At 58.7% G+C, this 15,383-nt stretch carries 15 protein-coding genes; 4 read left to right on the forward strand and 11 right to left on the reverse strand.

Going from position 1 to position 15,383, the window contains the following annotated elements; all coding sequences use genetic code 11:
- The 4 genes from EOC94_RS32205 to EOC94_RS32220 all read left to right on the forward strand — a co-directional run.
- Positions 1-575, forward strand: a 575-nt coding sequence (locus EOC94_RS32205) for a serine hydrolase (protein ID WP_148128448.1), incomplete at its 5' end; no start/stop codon positions are given.
- A 546-nt stretch (positions 576-1,121) separates the two neighbouring features.
- The gene (locus EOC94_RS32210) at positions 1,122-2,711 is read left to right on the forward strand and encodes an NAD(P)/FAD-dependent oxidoreductase (protein WP_127295582.1); all 1,590 of its coding nucleotides are present in this window, start codon (positions 1,122-1,124) and stop codon (positions 2,709-2,711) included.
- A gap of 214 nt (positions 2,712-2,925) precedes the next feature.
- Positions 2,926-3,657: an SDR family oxidoreductase gene (locus EOC94_RS32215; RefSeq protein WP_127295584.1), complete on the forward strand. Its 732-nt coding sequence runs from the start codon at positions 2,926-2,928 to the stop codon at positions 3,655-3,657.
- A complete protein-coding gene (locus tag EOC94_RS32220) occupies positions 3,654-4,379 on the forward strand; it encodes an SDR family oxidoreductase (protein ID WP_127295586.1) in 726 nt (241 codons plus the stop codon). The genes EOC94_RS32215 and EOC94_RS32220 overlap by 4 nt, the downstream gene beginning before the upstream one ends.
- A gap of 131 nt (positions 4,380-4,510) precedes the next feature.
- Here the strand turns inward: EOC94_RS32220 and EOC94_RS32225 are convergent, their stop codons facing one another.
- The 11 genes from EOC94_RS32225 to EOC94_RS32275 all read right to left on the reverse strand — a co-directional run.
- A complete protein-coding gene (locus tag EOC94_RS32225) occupies positions 4,511-5,569 on the reverse strand; it encodes a helix-turn-helix transcriptional regulator (RefSeq protein ID WP_245465703.1) in 1,059 nt (352 codons plus the stop codon).
- A gap of 181 nt (positions 5,570-5,750) precedes the next feature.
- Positions 5,751-6,101, reverse strand: coding sequence for a multidrug efflux SMR transporter (locus EOC94_RS32230; RefSeq protein ID WP_185928371.1), 351 nt, complete (start codon positions 6,099-6,101; stop codon positions 5,751-5,753).
- A complete protein-coding gene (locus tag EOC94_RS32235; RefSeq protein ID WP_127295588.1) occupies positions 6,092-7,090 on the reverse strand; it encodes a helix-turn-helix domain-containing protein in 999 nt (332 codons plus the stop codon). The genes EOC94_RS32230 and EOC94_RS32235 overlap by 10 nt, the downstream gene beginning before the upstream one ends.
- A gap of 43 nt (positions 7,091-7,133) precedes the next feature.
- The gene (locus EOC94_RS32240; RefSeq protein WP_127295590.1) at positions 7,134-8,372 is read right to left on the reverse strand and encodes an FAD-dependent oxidoreductase; all 1,239 of its coding nucleotides are present in this window, start codon (positions 8,370-8,372) and stop codon (positions 7,134-7,136) included.
- 11 nt (positions 8,373-8,383) lie between these two features.
- Positions 8,384-9,319: a 3-hydroxyacyl-CoA dehydrogenase NAD-binding domain-containing protein gene (locus EOC94_RS32245; protein ID WP_127295592.1), complete on the reverse strand. Its 936-nt coding sequence runs from the start codon at positions 9,317-9,319 to the stop codon at positions 8,384-8,386.
- Positions 9,320-10,087 carry an SDR family oxidoreductase gene (locus EOC94_RS32250; protein ID WP_127295594.1) on the reverse strand — a complete coding sequence of 256 codons (768 nt, stop codon included), beginning with the start codon at positions 10,085-10,087 and terminating at the stop codon, positions 9,320-9,322.
- A 20-nt stretch (positions 10,088-10,107) separates the two neighbouring features.
- Positions 10,108-11,529, reverse strand: a complete 1,422-nt coding sequence (locus tag EOC94_RS32255; RefSeq protein WP_127295596.1) for an aminobutyraldehyde dehydrogenase — start codon at positions 11,527-11,529, stop codon at positions 10,108-10,110.
- Between the two features lies 1 nt (position 11,530).
- Positions 11,531-12,460, reverse strand: a complete 930-nt coding sequence (locus EOC94_RS32260; protein WP_127295598.1) for a 3-keto-5-aminohexanoate cleavage protein — start codon at positions 12,458-12,460, stop codon at positions 11,531-11,533.
- Positions 12,461-12,462: 2 nt separating this feature from the next.
- A complete protein-coding gene (locus tag EOC94_RS32265; protein WP_127295600.1) occupies positions 12,463-13,263 on the reverse strand; it encodes an SDR family oxidoreductase in 801 nt (266 codons plus the stop codon).
- Positions 13,264-13,349: 86 nt separating this feature from the next.
- Positions 13,350-14,489: a ring-hydroxylating oxygenase subunit alpha gene (locus EOC94_RS32270; protein WP_127295602.1), complete on the reverse strand. Its 1,140-nt coding sequence runs from the start codon at positions 14,487-14,489 to the stop codon at positions 13,350-13,352.
- Positions 14,490-14,618: 129 nt separating this feature from the next.
- Positions 14,619-15,383: helix-turn-helix domain-containing protein (locus tag EOC94_RS32275; RefSeq protein ID WP_127295604.1), on the reverse strand; the 765-nt coding region annotated here is incomplete at its 5' end.

The following is a 15,383-nucleotide window of genomic DNA, read 5'->3' on the forward strand; positions in this document are numbered from 1 at the left end:
AGAAGGAGGGGACAATTCGAGCCTTCCTCTGTGGAGTCGCTAGCGATGATCTCGTGAACCGTACTGGCCACGCGCTCTACAAGTCGACTAACAGCGAGGTCATCGGCTGGATAGTCGAGCGCGCCAGTGGCCGGCCGCTGCGTGACTGGCTGATCGAGATCGTCGAGGCCGCGGGTCTCGAAGGATGCTTCCACATCACCTGCGACCGCGAGGGCGTGCCCCTGATTAACGGGGGTGCCTGCCTCTCTGCCCGGGACCTCGCGCGCTACGGCCTGCTCTTCGCGCGCGAGGGTGAGGGTGTCGAGGGCCGCCATGTGGGCGATGCCGCCTTCATCGAAGACACCCGCCGCAACCCCGGGCCTTCTCTCCAGAAGTCACGCCAGTATAGCCGCCAAACCATGACCGACGGCACCTGGCTCGGCCACGGCGGCTGGGGCGGTCAGTACATGCTTGCAAACCCTGACACCGGCACTGTCGTCGTCTACTTCAGCGTGCTCGAGAACAAGAGTGCCTCCGACGGCAACTTCAGCGATCAGCTCGTGGAGATGATGGCCAATCTTGCTGCAGGATTATGAGGTGGTCGTTTCTACGCAGAGAAACATACGGAAGCGGATGCCGCAATCTATTCGCAGTTGATCGAGTATCTCGAAGTGTGCTCCGGGGTCTAATTCGATGGAGACCGCCTGTCGAGTTCCCGCTTGGGTCAGGTGATAGACCAAGATAGCGAGATAGAACGACCTGCCACGATACCCAATCCTGCAATCCAGCGTCTACTCTGCCAAGCGCGATATAGACTTGCTAGCCAAGGTCGCGTGTCGACAAGGGCCGCAATCGCCAGCATCGACAGGGCGGCCATGATGGTCCCAAACATGATCACCGGAAGCGCAAGTGGAGAGTTGGCCTGAACCGGCTTGACGGAACCGGCTGCAGGCCAACTGACAAAACCGTGCGGAAGCAACACTCTTACCGGCGGGGTGCCTTTAGGCCTATTCCGTCAACATTCCTGTCGCACTAGCGTTCAGGGACATTTTGCGGACACCGGTCAATTCTTGCCTCGCACTAAATACTCATTCTCGACGTTAGAGGCAGATGATCCGGAACCACCAGCCGGGGAGACACCAATGCAGGATCGCGACGCTATTGTTATCGGGGCAGGCTTCGCCGGCATGTACATGCTCCACAGCTTGCGGCAGCTTGGCCTGAGTGTGTCTGCGATTGAGCGTGGCAGCGGGGTCGGCGGTGTCTGGCACTGGAACCGTTATCCTGGTGCGCGTTGCGACGTGGAAAGCATGAGCTACTCATATTCCTTCTCGGAGGAACTCGAGCAGGAATGGGTTTGGCCGCACCGCTATGCGATGCAACCTGACATTCTGCGCTATGCCAACCACGTGGCTGATCGTTTCGAACTGCGCCGCGACATCGTTTTCAACGCGACGGTTGCCAAAGCCGAGTATGACGAAACCGAGCTCCGCTGGCTCGTCAGCACAGACGCCGGCGAAACCTTCCGATGCCGCTATCTTGTGATGGCAACTGGCTGTCTGTCCGTTCCCAAGGTGCCCGACCTGACCGGGCTTGAACGCTTCAGAGGGCGCGTGCTGCACACTGCGGATTGGCCGGCGGAGGGACATGACTTCTCCGGCCAGACGGTGGGGCTCATTGGAACTGGTTCGTCGGGTATCCAGTCCATCCCCATCATCGCTAGCCAGGCGAAGCAACTTAGGGTGTTTCAGCGCACTGCCAACTACTCGATCCCGGCCTGGAACAGCCCCCTCCCTGCCGAGCAAGAAGCGGAGTTGAAACGCAAGTATCGGGCACTGCGGCAGAAGGCGCGTGAATCATATGCCGGCGACTATGCCGACGAGTATTATACCTCGGTCCTCGATCTGTCGCCCGCGGAACGCGAAGTTCAGTTCGAAAAGCGCTGGCGGGAAGGCGGCTTCAACTACCAATATGCGTTTGCCGACGTGATGGTGGACGAAAGAGCAAATGATCTTGCGGCCGAGTTCGTCCGCAATAAGATTCGTGCCACTGTCAAGAACCCGAGAGTGGCCGAGATCCTCTGTCCAAAGGACCACCCCTTCGGTTCGAAGCGGCTCTGCGTCGATACCGACTATTTCGAAACCTACAACCGTGAAAACGTCACGATTGTCGATATCAAAGTCGACCCGATCGTCGAGATTACGGAAAGCGGTCTGTGCACGAACGACGGCGAGCATCGGTTTGACACGTTGGTTCTCGCGACCGGCTTCGATGCCATGACCGGCGCACTGAACGCCATCGACATCCGCGGTCGTAGGGGCGCGTTGCTCAAGGAACAGTGGCGCGACGGCCCGCGATCCTATCTGGGCGTGGCTGTGGCAGGCTTTCCCAACATGTTCACGATTACCGGCCCCGGCAGCCCCTCGGTGCTGGCCAACATGATCCTTGCCGGCGAACAGCATGTGGAGTGGATTGCTAGTTTCATCGCCCATGCTGAAGCGAACGGGCTTCGCGAGATAGAGGCAAAAAGCGAAGCACAGGAAGATTGGGCGCGTATGGTGACCGAAAGCGCCGCCAAGACGCTCTATGTGAAGGCAAACTCCTGGTACCTCGGCGCCAATGTACCAGGCAAGGCGCGCATTTTTATGCCGTATGTCGACGGTTTCCAGGTTTATGCCCACGCCTGCGAAGAGGTCGCGAAAAGCGGCTATCGCGGTTTCCGTATGGGCTAATGGGGCCGTCGACCAGAATCTTTTATCCTTGCAAGCAGCAGAGTAGTGTCCCGATGAGCCACATCGAGTTTCTCTCCGAAGACGCCGTCTCGCATTTTTGCGAACCGGTCGGTCAGCTACCTAGCCCACATGTCCTTAACGAAGAGGCAGAAGGGCCCGAAACGATCATGAGCGAGAGACCCACTATCGCAAGCCGCGATTGCGGAGAAATAAGATGAGTTCAGCCGCCCCAGTCGTCATTGTCGCCGGCGGCAGCTCAGGCATTGGGCTCGCCTGCTGCCGGCGCTTCGCCGCCAATGGCGCGACCGTAATCTCAGGTGATCTTAGGCAGTCTGCTGCGGGTCAGGGAACAGGGGAATGGATCGAGCTCGACGTCACCGACCCCGATCGCTGGCTAGCTATGGTTGACAGCGTGCGCGCGCGGTATGGCCGGCTCGATGCGCTGGTCAACTCTGCCGGCATTCTATTCGAAGGAACGGTTGAAAGCACCTCATTGGAACTGTGGCGCAAAGTCATGGCCGTGAACCTCTACGGGACATTCTTCGGCTGTCAGGCCGTGCTGCCCCTGATGCGGCAAACCGGCGGCGGCGCGATCATCAACGTGTCATCGGTTTCTGGGATCAAAGCTGACGCTGAGCTTGCTGCCTATGATGCAAGCAAGGGAGCGGTGCGCCTTCTCAGCAAGGAGGTAGCACTTTTCTGTGCCCGGCGCGGCGATCCCATCCGCTGCAATTCAGTGCATCCTGGCGTAGTCGATACTCCCATGTTGACGGGTTTCTTCGCCGAAGCCACCCTATCGTCTGAGCAGCAATGGAATGACGCTCAGCCGATCGGCCGGCGCATCGTCCCCGATGAGGTCGCCAACCTCATCGTCTGGCTGTGCTCGTCGGAGGCCTCATTCCTTACCGGCGCCGAGTATGTAATCGATGGGGGGGCAACTGCATGAAACTCGCCGGCAAAGTAGCCATCGTGACAGGTGCCGCTTCGGGCATAGGCGCTGCCATTGCAGAGCGCTTCCGTTCGGAAGGCGCAGTGATCGTGTCGGCTGACCTTGAAGCCATTTCCGGACCGGAGTCACGGCAAATGGATGTCTCCGTCGAGGAAGACTGGGTGTCACTGATCCGTGAGATTCTCGCGCGGCACGGCGGCATTGACGTTCTCGTCAATGCCGCCGGCATCTCGCTCCACGGAGATACGGTTGAGGCCTGCACCCCCGAAACCCTCGCGAGAACCTTCGCGGTTAATCTGGATGGTATGTTTCTCGGCTGTAAGCATGTGATTGCGCCCATGCGGCAGCAAGGAAACGGCTCCATTATCAACATCGGCTCAATTCTCGGCCGCGTTGCTGACGGCGCCTCTGCCGCCTATACGGCGAGCAAAGGAGGCGTCGGCATGCTGACCAAGTCGACAGCGCTTCACCTCGCTAGGACGGCGCTCGGTGTGCGCTGCAACCAGGTCTCACCGACCTACACACTCACTCCCATGATGGAGCGCTGGCTGGCCGAGCTTCCGGCCGGAAATCGCCAAGCGCTTGAAAATGCCCATCCGCTCGGTCGGCTCGGTCGGCCGCAGGACATCGCTGCGGCTGCGCTGTTTTTGGCGAGCGATGAGTCGCAGGCCATCACTGGCGCGGACTTCCTCGTGGATGGCGGCTACACGGCGCAATGAATTCAGCGGCTCTCCTTGTCGGTTTGGCAGTGAGGCGCACTACTCCGGAGGTTCACGACCCGCGAATTTCGGCGATAGCGGTCGTCGTTTTCCACTCTGCAAGTTCCTCTAACTGAGGCTGGCTCGAACGTTCAGCTATCCCTCCTTCTTGAGTGGCTGCCTAGATGCTCTAGAAGCAGGAGGAAAAGTTCGCGCTCAGTCGTGATGTCGAGTTTCTCGTAAATACAGTTACGATGATTTTTGACAGTGCCGCGACTGATGCCCAATTTCTTCGCGATCAACAGGGTAGGATAGCCAGCCAGAATGAGCTTCACCACCTCGCTCTCACGCGGGGTAAGCTCACTCATGCTGAACGAATTCACGCCACCATCTATGTCCAGCCCGTCTATCCGAACGGGTGCCTCCCGCAGGACATAAATCCATCCCTCGTCAAGTGCGGGCAAACCTAACTGGAGAGGTTGGATCGCGAGGGTGTGTCGATCGCCAATGCACAGTGACGTATGGTTGCCATTCAAGGATGCATCCAGACTGGACGCCAGTCCTGGAACGTCTATTTCCGCTTGATCCCACCCGCTGCTCGCGAAGAGGCGTTCGCCGCGAGCACCGATGATCAGGACAGCATGCGACCCATGCGACGCTGCAGCCATCGCGGCTTTCACTTCGAGCGTCTTGCCTATGCAAGAGAGATGCGCCTCCTGCAAACCGAGGATGAGCGGATAGAAATTCCGCAGCAACCGAATGCTCTCGACCGAGTATTGACCGTGTGTACGTTCGAGGAATAACCCCAGCGTCGATCCGCAAAACCAGGGCAGAAGAATGCCGACTTCATCCGAGATGCCGATCATCGGGTTGAAGACCTTGATAAAGGTCCCGTCATAGTCCAGCGACGCCACATCATGAAGCGTGACCACACCGCATTGCCGACTCCCCGCCCAGTACCGCAGAAACGGATCAAACTGATAGTAGCTCGACAGATACAAGTCCCGGCAGTCGTCCGGCACGCCCTCGCTAAAGAAAAATTCTGGGCTCACACCATCGAAATACCCGATAGCTATGCGGCGATCCCAGTCCAGGAGCGTCGCAAGGAGACGCAGGAGACGATCATGAAAAGCGGCGCTCCCTACCGCGCGTGCCGTTTCTCCCAAAGTGATGGCCAACGGCGGGCCGCCTGCGTCAACAATACCAAGCATGACTACCTTGCTCTTCGCTTAATTATCGCTACTTCGTGTCAAAACCTCGCCTGCCAGCAGTTTCTTGACGTGCTTCCCGTTTCTCGGCGCCTATCGGTTAGCTCTGTTCAAGGTTGAGCTACTTCCCATTTTGTATCGCCCTATGCAGCAACTTCCGGGGTCAGCCATGGGAAATACTCCGTTAGTGGGTTGCAGCTTCAGAGAACACCTGCATGACCACCACGCCGCTAACAATCAGGGCAATACCAATGATTGCTGCCGTATCCAACACCTGTCGGAAGATAACCACGCTGATTGTCGCAGTCAGTACGATGCCGAGACCTGACCATATGGCATAGGCAACACCGAGTGGCATGCTTTTCAGTGCTTGCGACAGGAACCAGAACGATACCCCGTATAAGGCGATGAAAGTCAGCGTCGGCACTATTTTTGTAAACTGTTGGGACTTCTGCAGAAATGTAGAACCCGTGACCTCGAATAGGATTGCGAGGCCGAGGCATGAGTAGGCGACAAGAGCGTTTCTCACTGCCATGTCGATTCATGATTGTCGGAAGCCCCGGAATTGCCCCTTACCTGTGATGGTGTTTGGCCGTGCACTCTTTTGAAGCTTCTCGTAAAATGGGAAGCGTTCTTCAGGCCAACCTCCAGCGCGACTTCAATGTTCGAAGCCCTCGTCTTTGAGATCATTCGTTTGGCGTAATCCATGCGAATCTGTTTGAAGGCTCGTGCCGGGGAGAGCCCTGTTGTTTCGATGAAGACCCGCTCGAGCTGCCGCCGCGAGACACCGATCCTTGCTGCCAGATCTTCAATCGTCATCCCGTCGAGGTTCTGCTCCATGGTCATGAGCGCGACTTTGACGTGGATGTTGCTGAAATCCTTAAACAGAGGCCGGCGAGGCTGGATGTGCACGGAGGGTCTGGCCTGGTCGATTTGAAGAACCTCGAGCGCGTTCCGTTCGGCCCGGCTGCTGATGTGGCGTCGCACCAGCGTGGCCGCCATATCCGCAGCACTGGTTCCTCCGACGCAAGAACCGCGCCTCCGATCGAGATTGAAAATGCAGTCCGCGCGGACGGGATTGTCCGGAAAGCGTTCGCGGAACTCCTTTATATGCAACCAGCTTACGCAGGTCTGATGATACCGCATCAATCCTGCTTCGGCCAAGATGAACGATCCCGTACAGACTCCGATGAGCGGCACCTTGGCGGCTGCCGCTCGTTTGAGAAAATCGATGGTCTCGCGATCGACCGGATTTTCATCATTGAGAAGACCTCCGACCACGACGATGTACTGAAATCGGCTTGGGTCGACAAACGCTGACGTGGGAGCGACGCTAATACCGCAACTCGAGGTAATGAGGTTGCGGCTGCTGCTCATGACTTGCCAGTCTGCGGTTACACGCCCTGAATGGTCCAGTTCATCGCTTGCGAGGCGGATTGTGTCGACGAACAGCGCGAATGCCGAAAGCGTGAATGCGCGGGCGAGGATAAATCCGATTGTGAGCTTTTGGGGTAAAGCGTTCATGTTGCGACCTACGTGATGGGCTAAGTGACGGGCGCCCCGGTGATCAGGAATGCAGAAGCGATTTGAGTTCGATATCCAAATCGGCAACGACCTTGGGGCCCGGCGATTTCCCGGCTTCAATCAGACGCTTGGACACCATGAACACGGCAGGCTGGTTGATGGCATCGACCGCCAGGAGCTCGTCGCCCCGATAGTGCCAAATGGAGAGGGCGTTTTCGGAAATCTTTCTCATGACTGCTGAATCATGTCCTGCGGCCAATCCAACGATCTGTAACTTGATGTCGAACTGATCTGACCAGAACCAAGGCTTTGCTGTATAGCCTCCAGCAGCGAGCATGATCGTTTTTGCGACGGCCTCGCCCTGATCGATGCCGTTGCCAACGCTTTCGAGTCTTATGCGTCGTCCTTTCCAAGGGAATGAGGCACAATCGCCGGCGGCAAAAATGGTCGGATCAGAGGTCCGGCATTGGGCGTCAACCTTGATGCCGTTGTCGATTTCCAATCCGGCCGCCTGGGCCAATTCGACATTCGGGTGGATCCCGATGCCGACGATTACGAAATCCACGTCAAACGCGCGCCCGTCTTTCATGTGGGCCTGCGCCACACGGCCATCGCGGCCAGTCAGCATCGCTAGCTCAACGCCCTCGCAAATCTCCACGTCGTGGCTTCGGTGGAGCTGTTGAAAGAATGATGCCGTTTGAACCGACGCCACGCGCTGCAAGATCCGCGGCGCGCTTTCGATCAGGGTGACCCTTAGTCCAAGCTTTGACGAGACGGCAGCGGCTTCGAGGCCGATATATCCGCCACCGACAACAAGTACATGGCGCCCCGCCTTGAACTCCGGCGCCATTTTCTTGGTGTCCGCGATGGACCTGACATAGTAGACACCTTCAAGGTCTCCGCCTTGTTCCTGGTTCAAGAGCCGAGGCCGAGACCCGGTCGCAAGAACGAGATGACTGTAGGGCAGAACCGACCGATCGCTTAGCAATACGTTCTGGCGCTGTCTGTCGATTTCTTCAACCTGGGCTCCGAGACGGAGCTGAATCGCATTCTGCTCGTAAAAGGCGAGCGGCCTCAAGAACAACCGTTCTTCAGTGATATCGCCCAGCAGATACCCTTTGGAAAGCGGCGGACGCTGATACGGCAGCTGGGGCTCGTTGCCGACCAATGTAATCGGCCCGATATGCCCAAAGTCCCGCAACTTCGCACAGACGGAAAAACCCGCTTGGCCGGCCCCAACGACGACGACCGGGCCGTTCTTGTCGATCGTTTCGTTGGTCATGCCAAGTCCCCTCAGTTGGCGCGCAGGGGCGCTATCGCCTTCAGCATTGCGGTGATGAGGCCGTCGCGATGCGCTGCCAAATCTGCAGGGGTCTGGCCGTCAGCTGCTTGGGCGATGCCAGAAACCAGTTGCTTCGCAAGCTCCGGTTCCAGATGAAGGACCCCAAGATCGTCCCACCAGCGATTGAAGCTGTCCGTATAGCGCTCGCAAAAAGCGGCTAAGCCACCTTCTCCCGCGCCGAGGTGGAACAACATTGTTGGACCCATGGCGGCCCAACGAAGGCCCGGTCCAGCCCACATCGCCTTGTCGACGTCTTCGACGCTTGCCACGCCTGTCTTTACAAGATGAATTGCCTCGCGCCACACGGCGGCTTGCAGGCGGTTAGCCACGTGGCCGGGCACTTCGCGGTTGACGCGGATAGTGACCTTGCCGGCGCTGGCATAGAAGCGTTCGACGGTTTCAATGACGCCGTGCCCCGTCCGCTCATTGCCCTTTACCTCAACCAAAGGAATGAGGTGCGGAGGATTGAAGGGATGCCCAAGGACGAAACGAGAAGGGTCCTTCCACCCGGCTTGCATTTCGGTGAGGGTCAGCCCCGAAGCAGACGTCGCCACGACGGCTTCGGGCGTTATGGCAGGCTCAATAGTGGCGTAGAGCTCATGTTTGATCGGAAGCCTCTCGGGAACGCTTTCCTGAATGAACTGAGCGCCATCGACAGCCTTGGTCGCCGACTTATGAAAACTGACCCGATCCGGGTTGCCGTTCTTGGCGAGGCCGAGGTCTTTCAGCACGGGCCAGGCATTCTCAACGTACTTCCTCACCTGGGTTTCAGCGGAGTCCGAAACGTCAAAAACGGAGACGCTGTAGCCCGAAGCCAGGAACAACGCCGTCCAGCTCGCGCCAATGACGCCCGCACCAAGTACTGCCGTGTGCTTGAGATCAGACATTTAAAATAATCCAGGTTGCAAGGGAGATGCTGCGGTGAGCCCGCCATCGATGATGAAACATTGCCCGGTCACGAACGATGCCTGGTCGGAAACCAACCAGGCCACGGCATTGGCAATATCTTCTGGCTCGCCCAGCCTGCCGACTGCATGCCTGGCGACCGCATCTGCCTCGGCTCGCTCAGGAGCGCGGGCCAAAGCAAAGCCTTCTGATGCCATGCCGGTCCTGATCCACCCGGGGCTTACGGCGTTGCACCGCACACGGGGCCCGTGATCGACTGCGATGGAACGGGTAAGGCCGTGAACGAACGCCTTTGAGGCGTTGTAGACGGCCATCCGAGGATCCGAAACGTTGCCGGAAATAGATCCTATATTGACGATGCTGCCTCCGTGTTCCGACATTTGCGGCAATACTTCGCGGCACATGTTGAAGGTACCCTTGCAATTGGTGCCGACCACCACATCCCAGTCATCATCGCTGGTCTCGATGACGGTTTTTTCAAGCTGAACCCCGGCATTGTTGACCAGAATGGCCGCGCTGCCGAAGTTCTCGCCTGCCGCCCTAACCAGCGCCGCCGCGTGATTCCTGTCGGCAACGTCAGCCTGAACCCAGACTACGGAGCTTGACAGATCCTGAGGTCGGCTACCCCGACCGCAGGTCACGACGCTCGCGCCATCGGCAAGAAGGCGATCGACGATGGCGCGGCCAATTCCGCGCCCGCCTCCTGTTACGATGGCCACTTTGCCATCCATTCCGGTTTCGCTTGCCACCTTACTCGCCCTCGGTTTGCTCATGTGTGTGAGACCATGACGTGGCGAACGGCTGTGTACGCATTAAGGGCGTACACAGACATGTCGCTGCCGGTGCCGGACCCCCTCATGGCCGCCCATGGCATCTCGGGCGTCGCCACACCGTGCGCGTTTACCCAAGTGAAGCCGTAGCGGAGGCGTTTTGTTACCGACATGGCCGTTCCGACGTCACGCGTCCAAACGGAAGACGCTAGTCCGTAGCGCCCCGAATTTGCTATCCGTATGGCCTCCGCGACGTCTGAAAATCTGGATAGTGTGACGACCGGTCCAAAGACCTCGCTCTGAGCGATCTCAGCGTCGTTGTCGACGTTGGCGATCACCGTAGGCTTGTAAAAATAGCCGGGTCCGTCGCCCACGTCGCCACCAAGCACGATCTCGGCCGTTCCCCGGGCCCGTTCCACAAACCCGGCGACCCGATCCCGGTGTGCAGCCGATACAAGCGGCCCCATTTCCGTCCCCGGGGCCCTCTGCGCTCCGACCTTGATCTCCGCGACCTCCGAGGCGACAGCGGCAACGAGGGCGTCATAGATGCTGTCGTCGGCCAGAACCCGGCAGGGTTGGGCGCAATCCTGTCCCGCATTGAAAAAGCTGGCCCCTCGGAGCGTTTTCGCGACAGTTGGAATGTCAGCGTCGGCGAACACGATGACCGGGGCTTTTCCACCCAGTTCGAGGTGGACATGCTTAAGCGTCTGCGCTGCGGCACGCATGGCGGCCATGCCGGTCGCCGGCGATCCTGTAATGGCGATCACCTCGATATCGGCGGCATGGATCAGCCGATCTCCAACCGTGGCGCCTCGACCGTGGATTACATTGAGAACGCCTTTGGGCAGGACCGACGCCAAGAGCTCGGCCAGATACAGGGTGGACAGCGGGGTGATTTCCGAGGGTTTGAGGACGACAGTACAGCCCGCCGCCAACGCCGCGGCAATTTTCCAGGCCGCCATCATTAGTGGATAGTTCCAAGGGGTGATCGCCGCCACCGGTCCCAAAGGGTCCCGCCGGATCATGCTCGTGTGGCCCGCAACATATTCCCCCGCCGCCGATCCGGTCATCGTGCGAATGGCACCTGCAAAAAAGCGAAAGGTGTCAACGATGAGGGGCAGCTCGTCATTGTAGGCCGACGGCCAAGGCTTCCCGACGTCCAGGCTTTCCAGTTCGGCTAACTGCTGGCCGTTTGCCTCGATGAGATCGGCTATGCTCAGGAGAAGGCTTGATCGATGCGCGGGGGAAGTCAGGGAATAATGCTCGAAGGCCTCGGCCGCCGCTCTTACGGCTGCATCAACCTGTTCAAAACTCGACTCCCGGACCTGCGAGATCACCAGGGCCGTTGCTGGATCTACGATCGCATGGCTCTCGCCATCGCCCTCAACCAGTTCGCCATTGATAAGAAGCCTGGTGTACATGCTAGAACGCAACCTGGTCGGCACCCTTCAGGTGCAACCGCTTGCGGACCTCTTCCGGGGTGGCGATCGTGCGCCCCAGATTTTCAACGATCGCGCGAATTTTCCGGACCTGTTCCGCGCTCGATTTGGCTTTCTCGCCGGGCCCAATGTAGAGACTGTCCTCCATTCCGACGCGCAAATTGCCGCCGAGTAGGGCGGCTTGGGTCGTGAACGGGATCTGATGGCGGCCGGCCGCTAGCACAGACCACTCGTAGTCGTCACCAAACAGCTTTTCGGCGATGGTGTGCATGTGGACCAGATTGTCGAGATCGGCTCCCACACCTCCAAGGATACCGAATACCATCTGGACGAAGAAGGGCGGCTTGATCCAGCCTTGGTCCACGACCCAAGCGAGATTGTAGAGATGGCCCAGATCGTAGCACTCGAATTCGAAGCGTGTACCATGCCCGTCCCCGAGCTCACGTAACGAATATTCGATGTCGCCGAACGTGTTGCGAAAGATGAAGTCCTTGGTCATGGCCAGAAATTCAGGCTCCCAAGCGTGCTTCCAGCCCTTGTATTTATCGAGCATCGGAAAGATGCCGAAATTCATGGAACCCATGTTCATGGAGGCCATCTCGGGGCTGGTTCTCAAAGCTGCCTGAAGTCGCTCCTCGCGGGTCATGCCGAGCCCGCCGCCCGTCGTGATGTTGAGGACTGCGTCACAGGATTGCTTGATGCGCGGCAAAAACTCTTGAAACAGTTCCGGCCTGGCGTCCGGCTTGCCCGTTTCCGGGTTGCGGGCATGCAGATGGATGATCGCAGCGCCTGCTTCGGCAGCTTCAATGCTGGCTTGCGCGATCTCAGTGGGGGTTATCGGCAGGTACTCCGACATTGTCGGCGTATGGATTGCGCCGGTCGGAGCGCAGGTAATGATTACTGGTTTAGCCATTTTCAAAGTCTCATCTGCTGGACTTGGGCCGTGAGCCCGCCGTCAAGGATCCACAATTGTCCGCTCGCGTAGCGAGCCTCGTCCCCCGCCAACCAATTCACCAGGTTGGCGACATCATCAGGGGTGCCGTAATTTCGGATCGGGTGCACGTTTCGCACTGCATCGCGGAGGGTTTCGACGGTGCCGCCGCCACCACCCGATCCTGCTCCGGCAAAGAAGGCCTGGAGCATGGGGGTATCTATGTATCCGGGGCAGATTGCATTGACCCGGATGCCTTCGGGACCATGGTCGCAAGCCATCGCACGCGTGAGGGCATGGACGGCGCCCTTGCTGGCGCAATAGGCCGCAAGGGCCGGGTCGGCGATAAATCCGTCATAGCTGCCGAAATTGATGATTGATGCTGTAGTCCCTTGGCTGACTGCCTTTCGCATTAGGGGGAGGGCGTATTTGGACGTCAGGAAAGTGCCGGTGACATTGACGGCGAAGCAGCGGTTCCACTCGCTGAGCGACGTATGTTCGATGGTTTTCTCGATCTCGATTCCGGCGGCATTGACCAGAATGTCCAGTTTCCCGCTTTCGCGTCCGATGAGCTCGAAGGCATCGGCGACATTGGTCTCCAACGTCACGTCCAGACGGACAAAGCGGGTCTCACCCTCCGCGGTGTCACCCAATGATCCGGTTTGCGAGAGGTCTCCAGCATAGACGGTCGCCCCTTCTTTGACGAGACGCGCGCCGATCGCCCGACCGATCCCTCCTCGGCCGCCGGTCACGAGCGCTACTTTACCTGAGAGATTGCCGCCCACGGTTCACCGCCTGCTGTTGGATCTGTGCATTTGTAGAGGAGCGTCGACCTGTTGCGGCGCTCCTGCAGCCCGGTTTCGCAGACCGGTTAGGGGGCAGCTCGCGCGTAGGCGTCAAGGACCAGTCCGTGGAAATGGTGCAGGGCGTGCTCTGACTGTCCTGACCCATTGGGATCATTCACGATGCGGCCTTGTGTGAAGGCTGGCGTGTTCATGCCCTTCTGCACACTTTCGACCAGGCCAATATCCTCGGCCTGAAGCACCTCGTCGAGATACTTGATCGTCTGCAGTTCGGTGGCGTCGGGCTCTTTGCTCTCCAGGAAAAAGTCATAGGTTTCAAACGTGCGGTCGGGACCGGCCGGGATGATGCTCAGCACGATCATTGAGGACCGGCCCGGATAACGCATCAGGCAGGTATTGGGCCATAACCACCAGACCGCATGGGTCCGGACCGTCGCGTTGGACACATCGTAGGCGGTATTGGCTGACTTGCCGGCATCGGCCATGTGGCTGGAATATATGCCGTGGGTGGTCACCTTGTAGGTGCTCATGTCGACGAGCGAACAGAAGTCCTTGTGCGCCGTCGGGCAATGGTAGCATTCAAGGAAGTTGTCGACGATGTTCTTCCAGTTCGACTTGATGTCATAGGTCAGCCGATGGGCGAACGTGAGCTTGTCGATGTCCGGTGCCCAGTGGCGGATCTCCGTTTCCAGATCCCCGGTCTGCGATTTCAGAGAGGGAGCCGACGGATCGAGATTGACGTAGATGAAGCCGCAGAATTCCTCGACCTGGACTTGGTCAAGGCAAATGTCCTTGGTCTGGAAGTTCTCGAGGGTATCAGTATGGGGCGCACGGACTAGCTGGCCGTCAAGGCGGTACGTCCAGGCATGGTAGGGGCACATTATCTTGTTTGAATTCCCTTCGCCGGACAGGAGGGCGTGGGCACGGTGTTTGCACACGTTGTAGAAGGCTCGCAGAACACCCTCGCGGTCTCTCACCACAGCCACCGGCTGCCCGGCAATCTCGACGGCAAGATAGTCGCCGGGATTCCTGACCTTCTCGACATGGCATACCCACTGCCATGTTTTGGCAAGGATCGCGCTCACATCGACGTCATGCCAGCATGGATCGGTATAGGCGTCGCTCTTGAGAGATAGCGAGGCGGACGGATTAGGGGAGTACCCCTCCCTGATTGAGGCAAAATCGTTTTGGGAAGGGCGCAGGGTCATCGGATCACCTTATGTTTTCGCGACAGCGTGGCCGGCAACAGAGCTCAAGCTTGGGACCGCCGCCGACAACAATCTATGCGCGGTTCGCCATTGGTTTAGCATTTTCCGACAGAGGCCGCCCTGACGTGCTTATACGATGTTCTGGGCCTTGCGGTGCATCGGCCATGCCCTGAACTCGAACGGAATACGCCCTTCGACTCGGTCCGAGCGTGGGGGAAGCCCAAACCGCTCGCGGTAAGCCCGGCTGAAATGCACTTGGCTCGAAAACCCCGATGCAATGGCGATCTCTGACATAAGCATGTCTGTCTGGGTGACGAGGCCGCGCGCTCGATCCAGGCGGATATCGCGATAGTAGAGTGCAGGCGTCTTGCCGACATATTGTTTGAAGAGCCGGTCAAGCTGCCTTTGTGAAACATCCGCCTTGTCGCAAAGCTCCGGGATTGAGAGCGTCTGCTCGAGGTGCAGTTCCATGATCGAAATGACGTACCGAACAACCTTGGGTGTCGTCCTCCCCAAGGGCTCTGCACCCGCTGGGTTTTGCGACGTGCCGGCAGGCCTCAGCGTCGGGTGGAAGATGTAGCGAGCAGCAGCATTCGCCAAAGCGTCTCCCGCGCTTGCCCGGATGAGATGGAGGGCGATGTCGGCCGAAGCGATCCCGCCGCAGCAGGTGAAACGCTTCCCGTCATGAATGAATATATCTTCCGAGACTTCGACTTCCGGGTAGAGTTCCTTGAAGGAATCGATGTGCTCGTAGTGCACGGTGGCACGCCGCCCGTTGAGCAGCCCGGCGTCGGCGAGAATAAAGGCGCCGGTGTCGAGCCCTCCGATGATACACCCGGTGCGAGCCCACTTCCGCAGCGTCGCGAGAAGGAGAGGAGTGCTTGCCGTCACTGG

It is taken from the genome of Mesorhizobium sp. M6A.T.Ce.TU.016.01.1.1, assembly GCF_003997065.1.
In the GTDB taxonomy this organism is placed as follows: Bacteria; Pseudomonadota; Alphaproteobacteria; order Rhizobiales; family Rhizobiaceae; genus Mesorhizobium; species Mesorhizobium mediterraneum.

Excerpts from the sequence above, each read along its gene's own strand:
- EOC94_RS32210 (WP_127295582.1), top strand. The coding sequence starts at position 1,122 with ATGCAGGATCGCGACGCTATTGTTATCGGGGCAGGCTTCGCCGGCATG.
- EOC94_RS32215 (WP_127295584.1), top strand. The coding sequence starts at position 2,926 with ATGAGTTCAGCCGCCCCAGTCGTCATTGTCGCCGGCGGCAGCTCAGGC.
- EOC94_RS32220 (WP_127295586.1), top strand. The coding sequence starts at position 3,654 with ATGAAACTCGCCGGCAAAGTAGCCATCGTGACAGGTGCCGCTTCGGGC.
- EOC94_RS32225 (WP_245465703.1), bottom strand. The coding sequence starts at position 5,569 with ATGCTTGGTATTGTTGACGCAGGCGGCCCGCCGTTGGCCATCACTTTG.
- EOC94_RS32230 (WP_185928371.1), bottom strand. The coding sequence starts at position 6,101 with ATGGCAGTGAGAAACGCTCTTGTCGCCTACTCATGCCTCGGCCTCGCA.
- EOC94_RS32235 (WP_127295588.1), bottom strand. The coding sequence starts at position 7,090 with ATGAACGCTTTACCCCAAAAGCTCACAATCGGATTTATCCTCGCCCGC.
- EOC94_RS32240 (WP_127295590.1), bottom strand. The coding sequence starts at position 8,372 with ATGACCAACGAAACGATCGACAAGAACGGCCCGGTCGTCGTCGTTGGG.
- EOC94_RS32245 (WP_127295592.1), bottom strand. The coding sequence starts at position 9,319 with ATGTCTGATCTCAAGCACACGGCAGTACTTGGTGCGGGCGTCATTGGC.
- EOC94_RS32255 (WP_127295596.1), bottom strand. The coding sequence starts at position 11,529 with ATGTACACCAGGCTTCTTATCAATGGCGAACTGGTTGAGGGCGATGGC.
- EOC94_RS32260 (WP_127295598.1), bottom strand. The coding sequence starts at position 12,460 with ATGGCTAAACCAGTAATCATTACCTGCGCTCCGACCGGCGCAATCCAT.
- EOC94_RS32270 (WP_127295602.1), bottom strand. The coding sequence starts at position 14,489 with ATGACCCTGCGCCCTTCCCAAAACGATTTTGCCTCAATCAGGGAGGGG.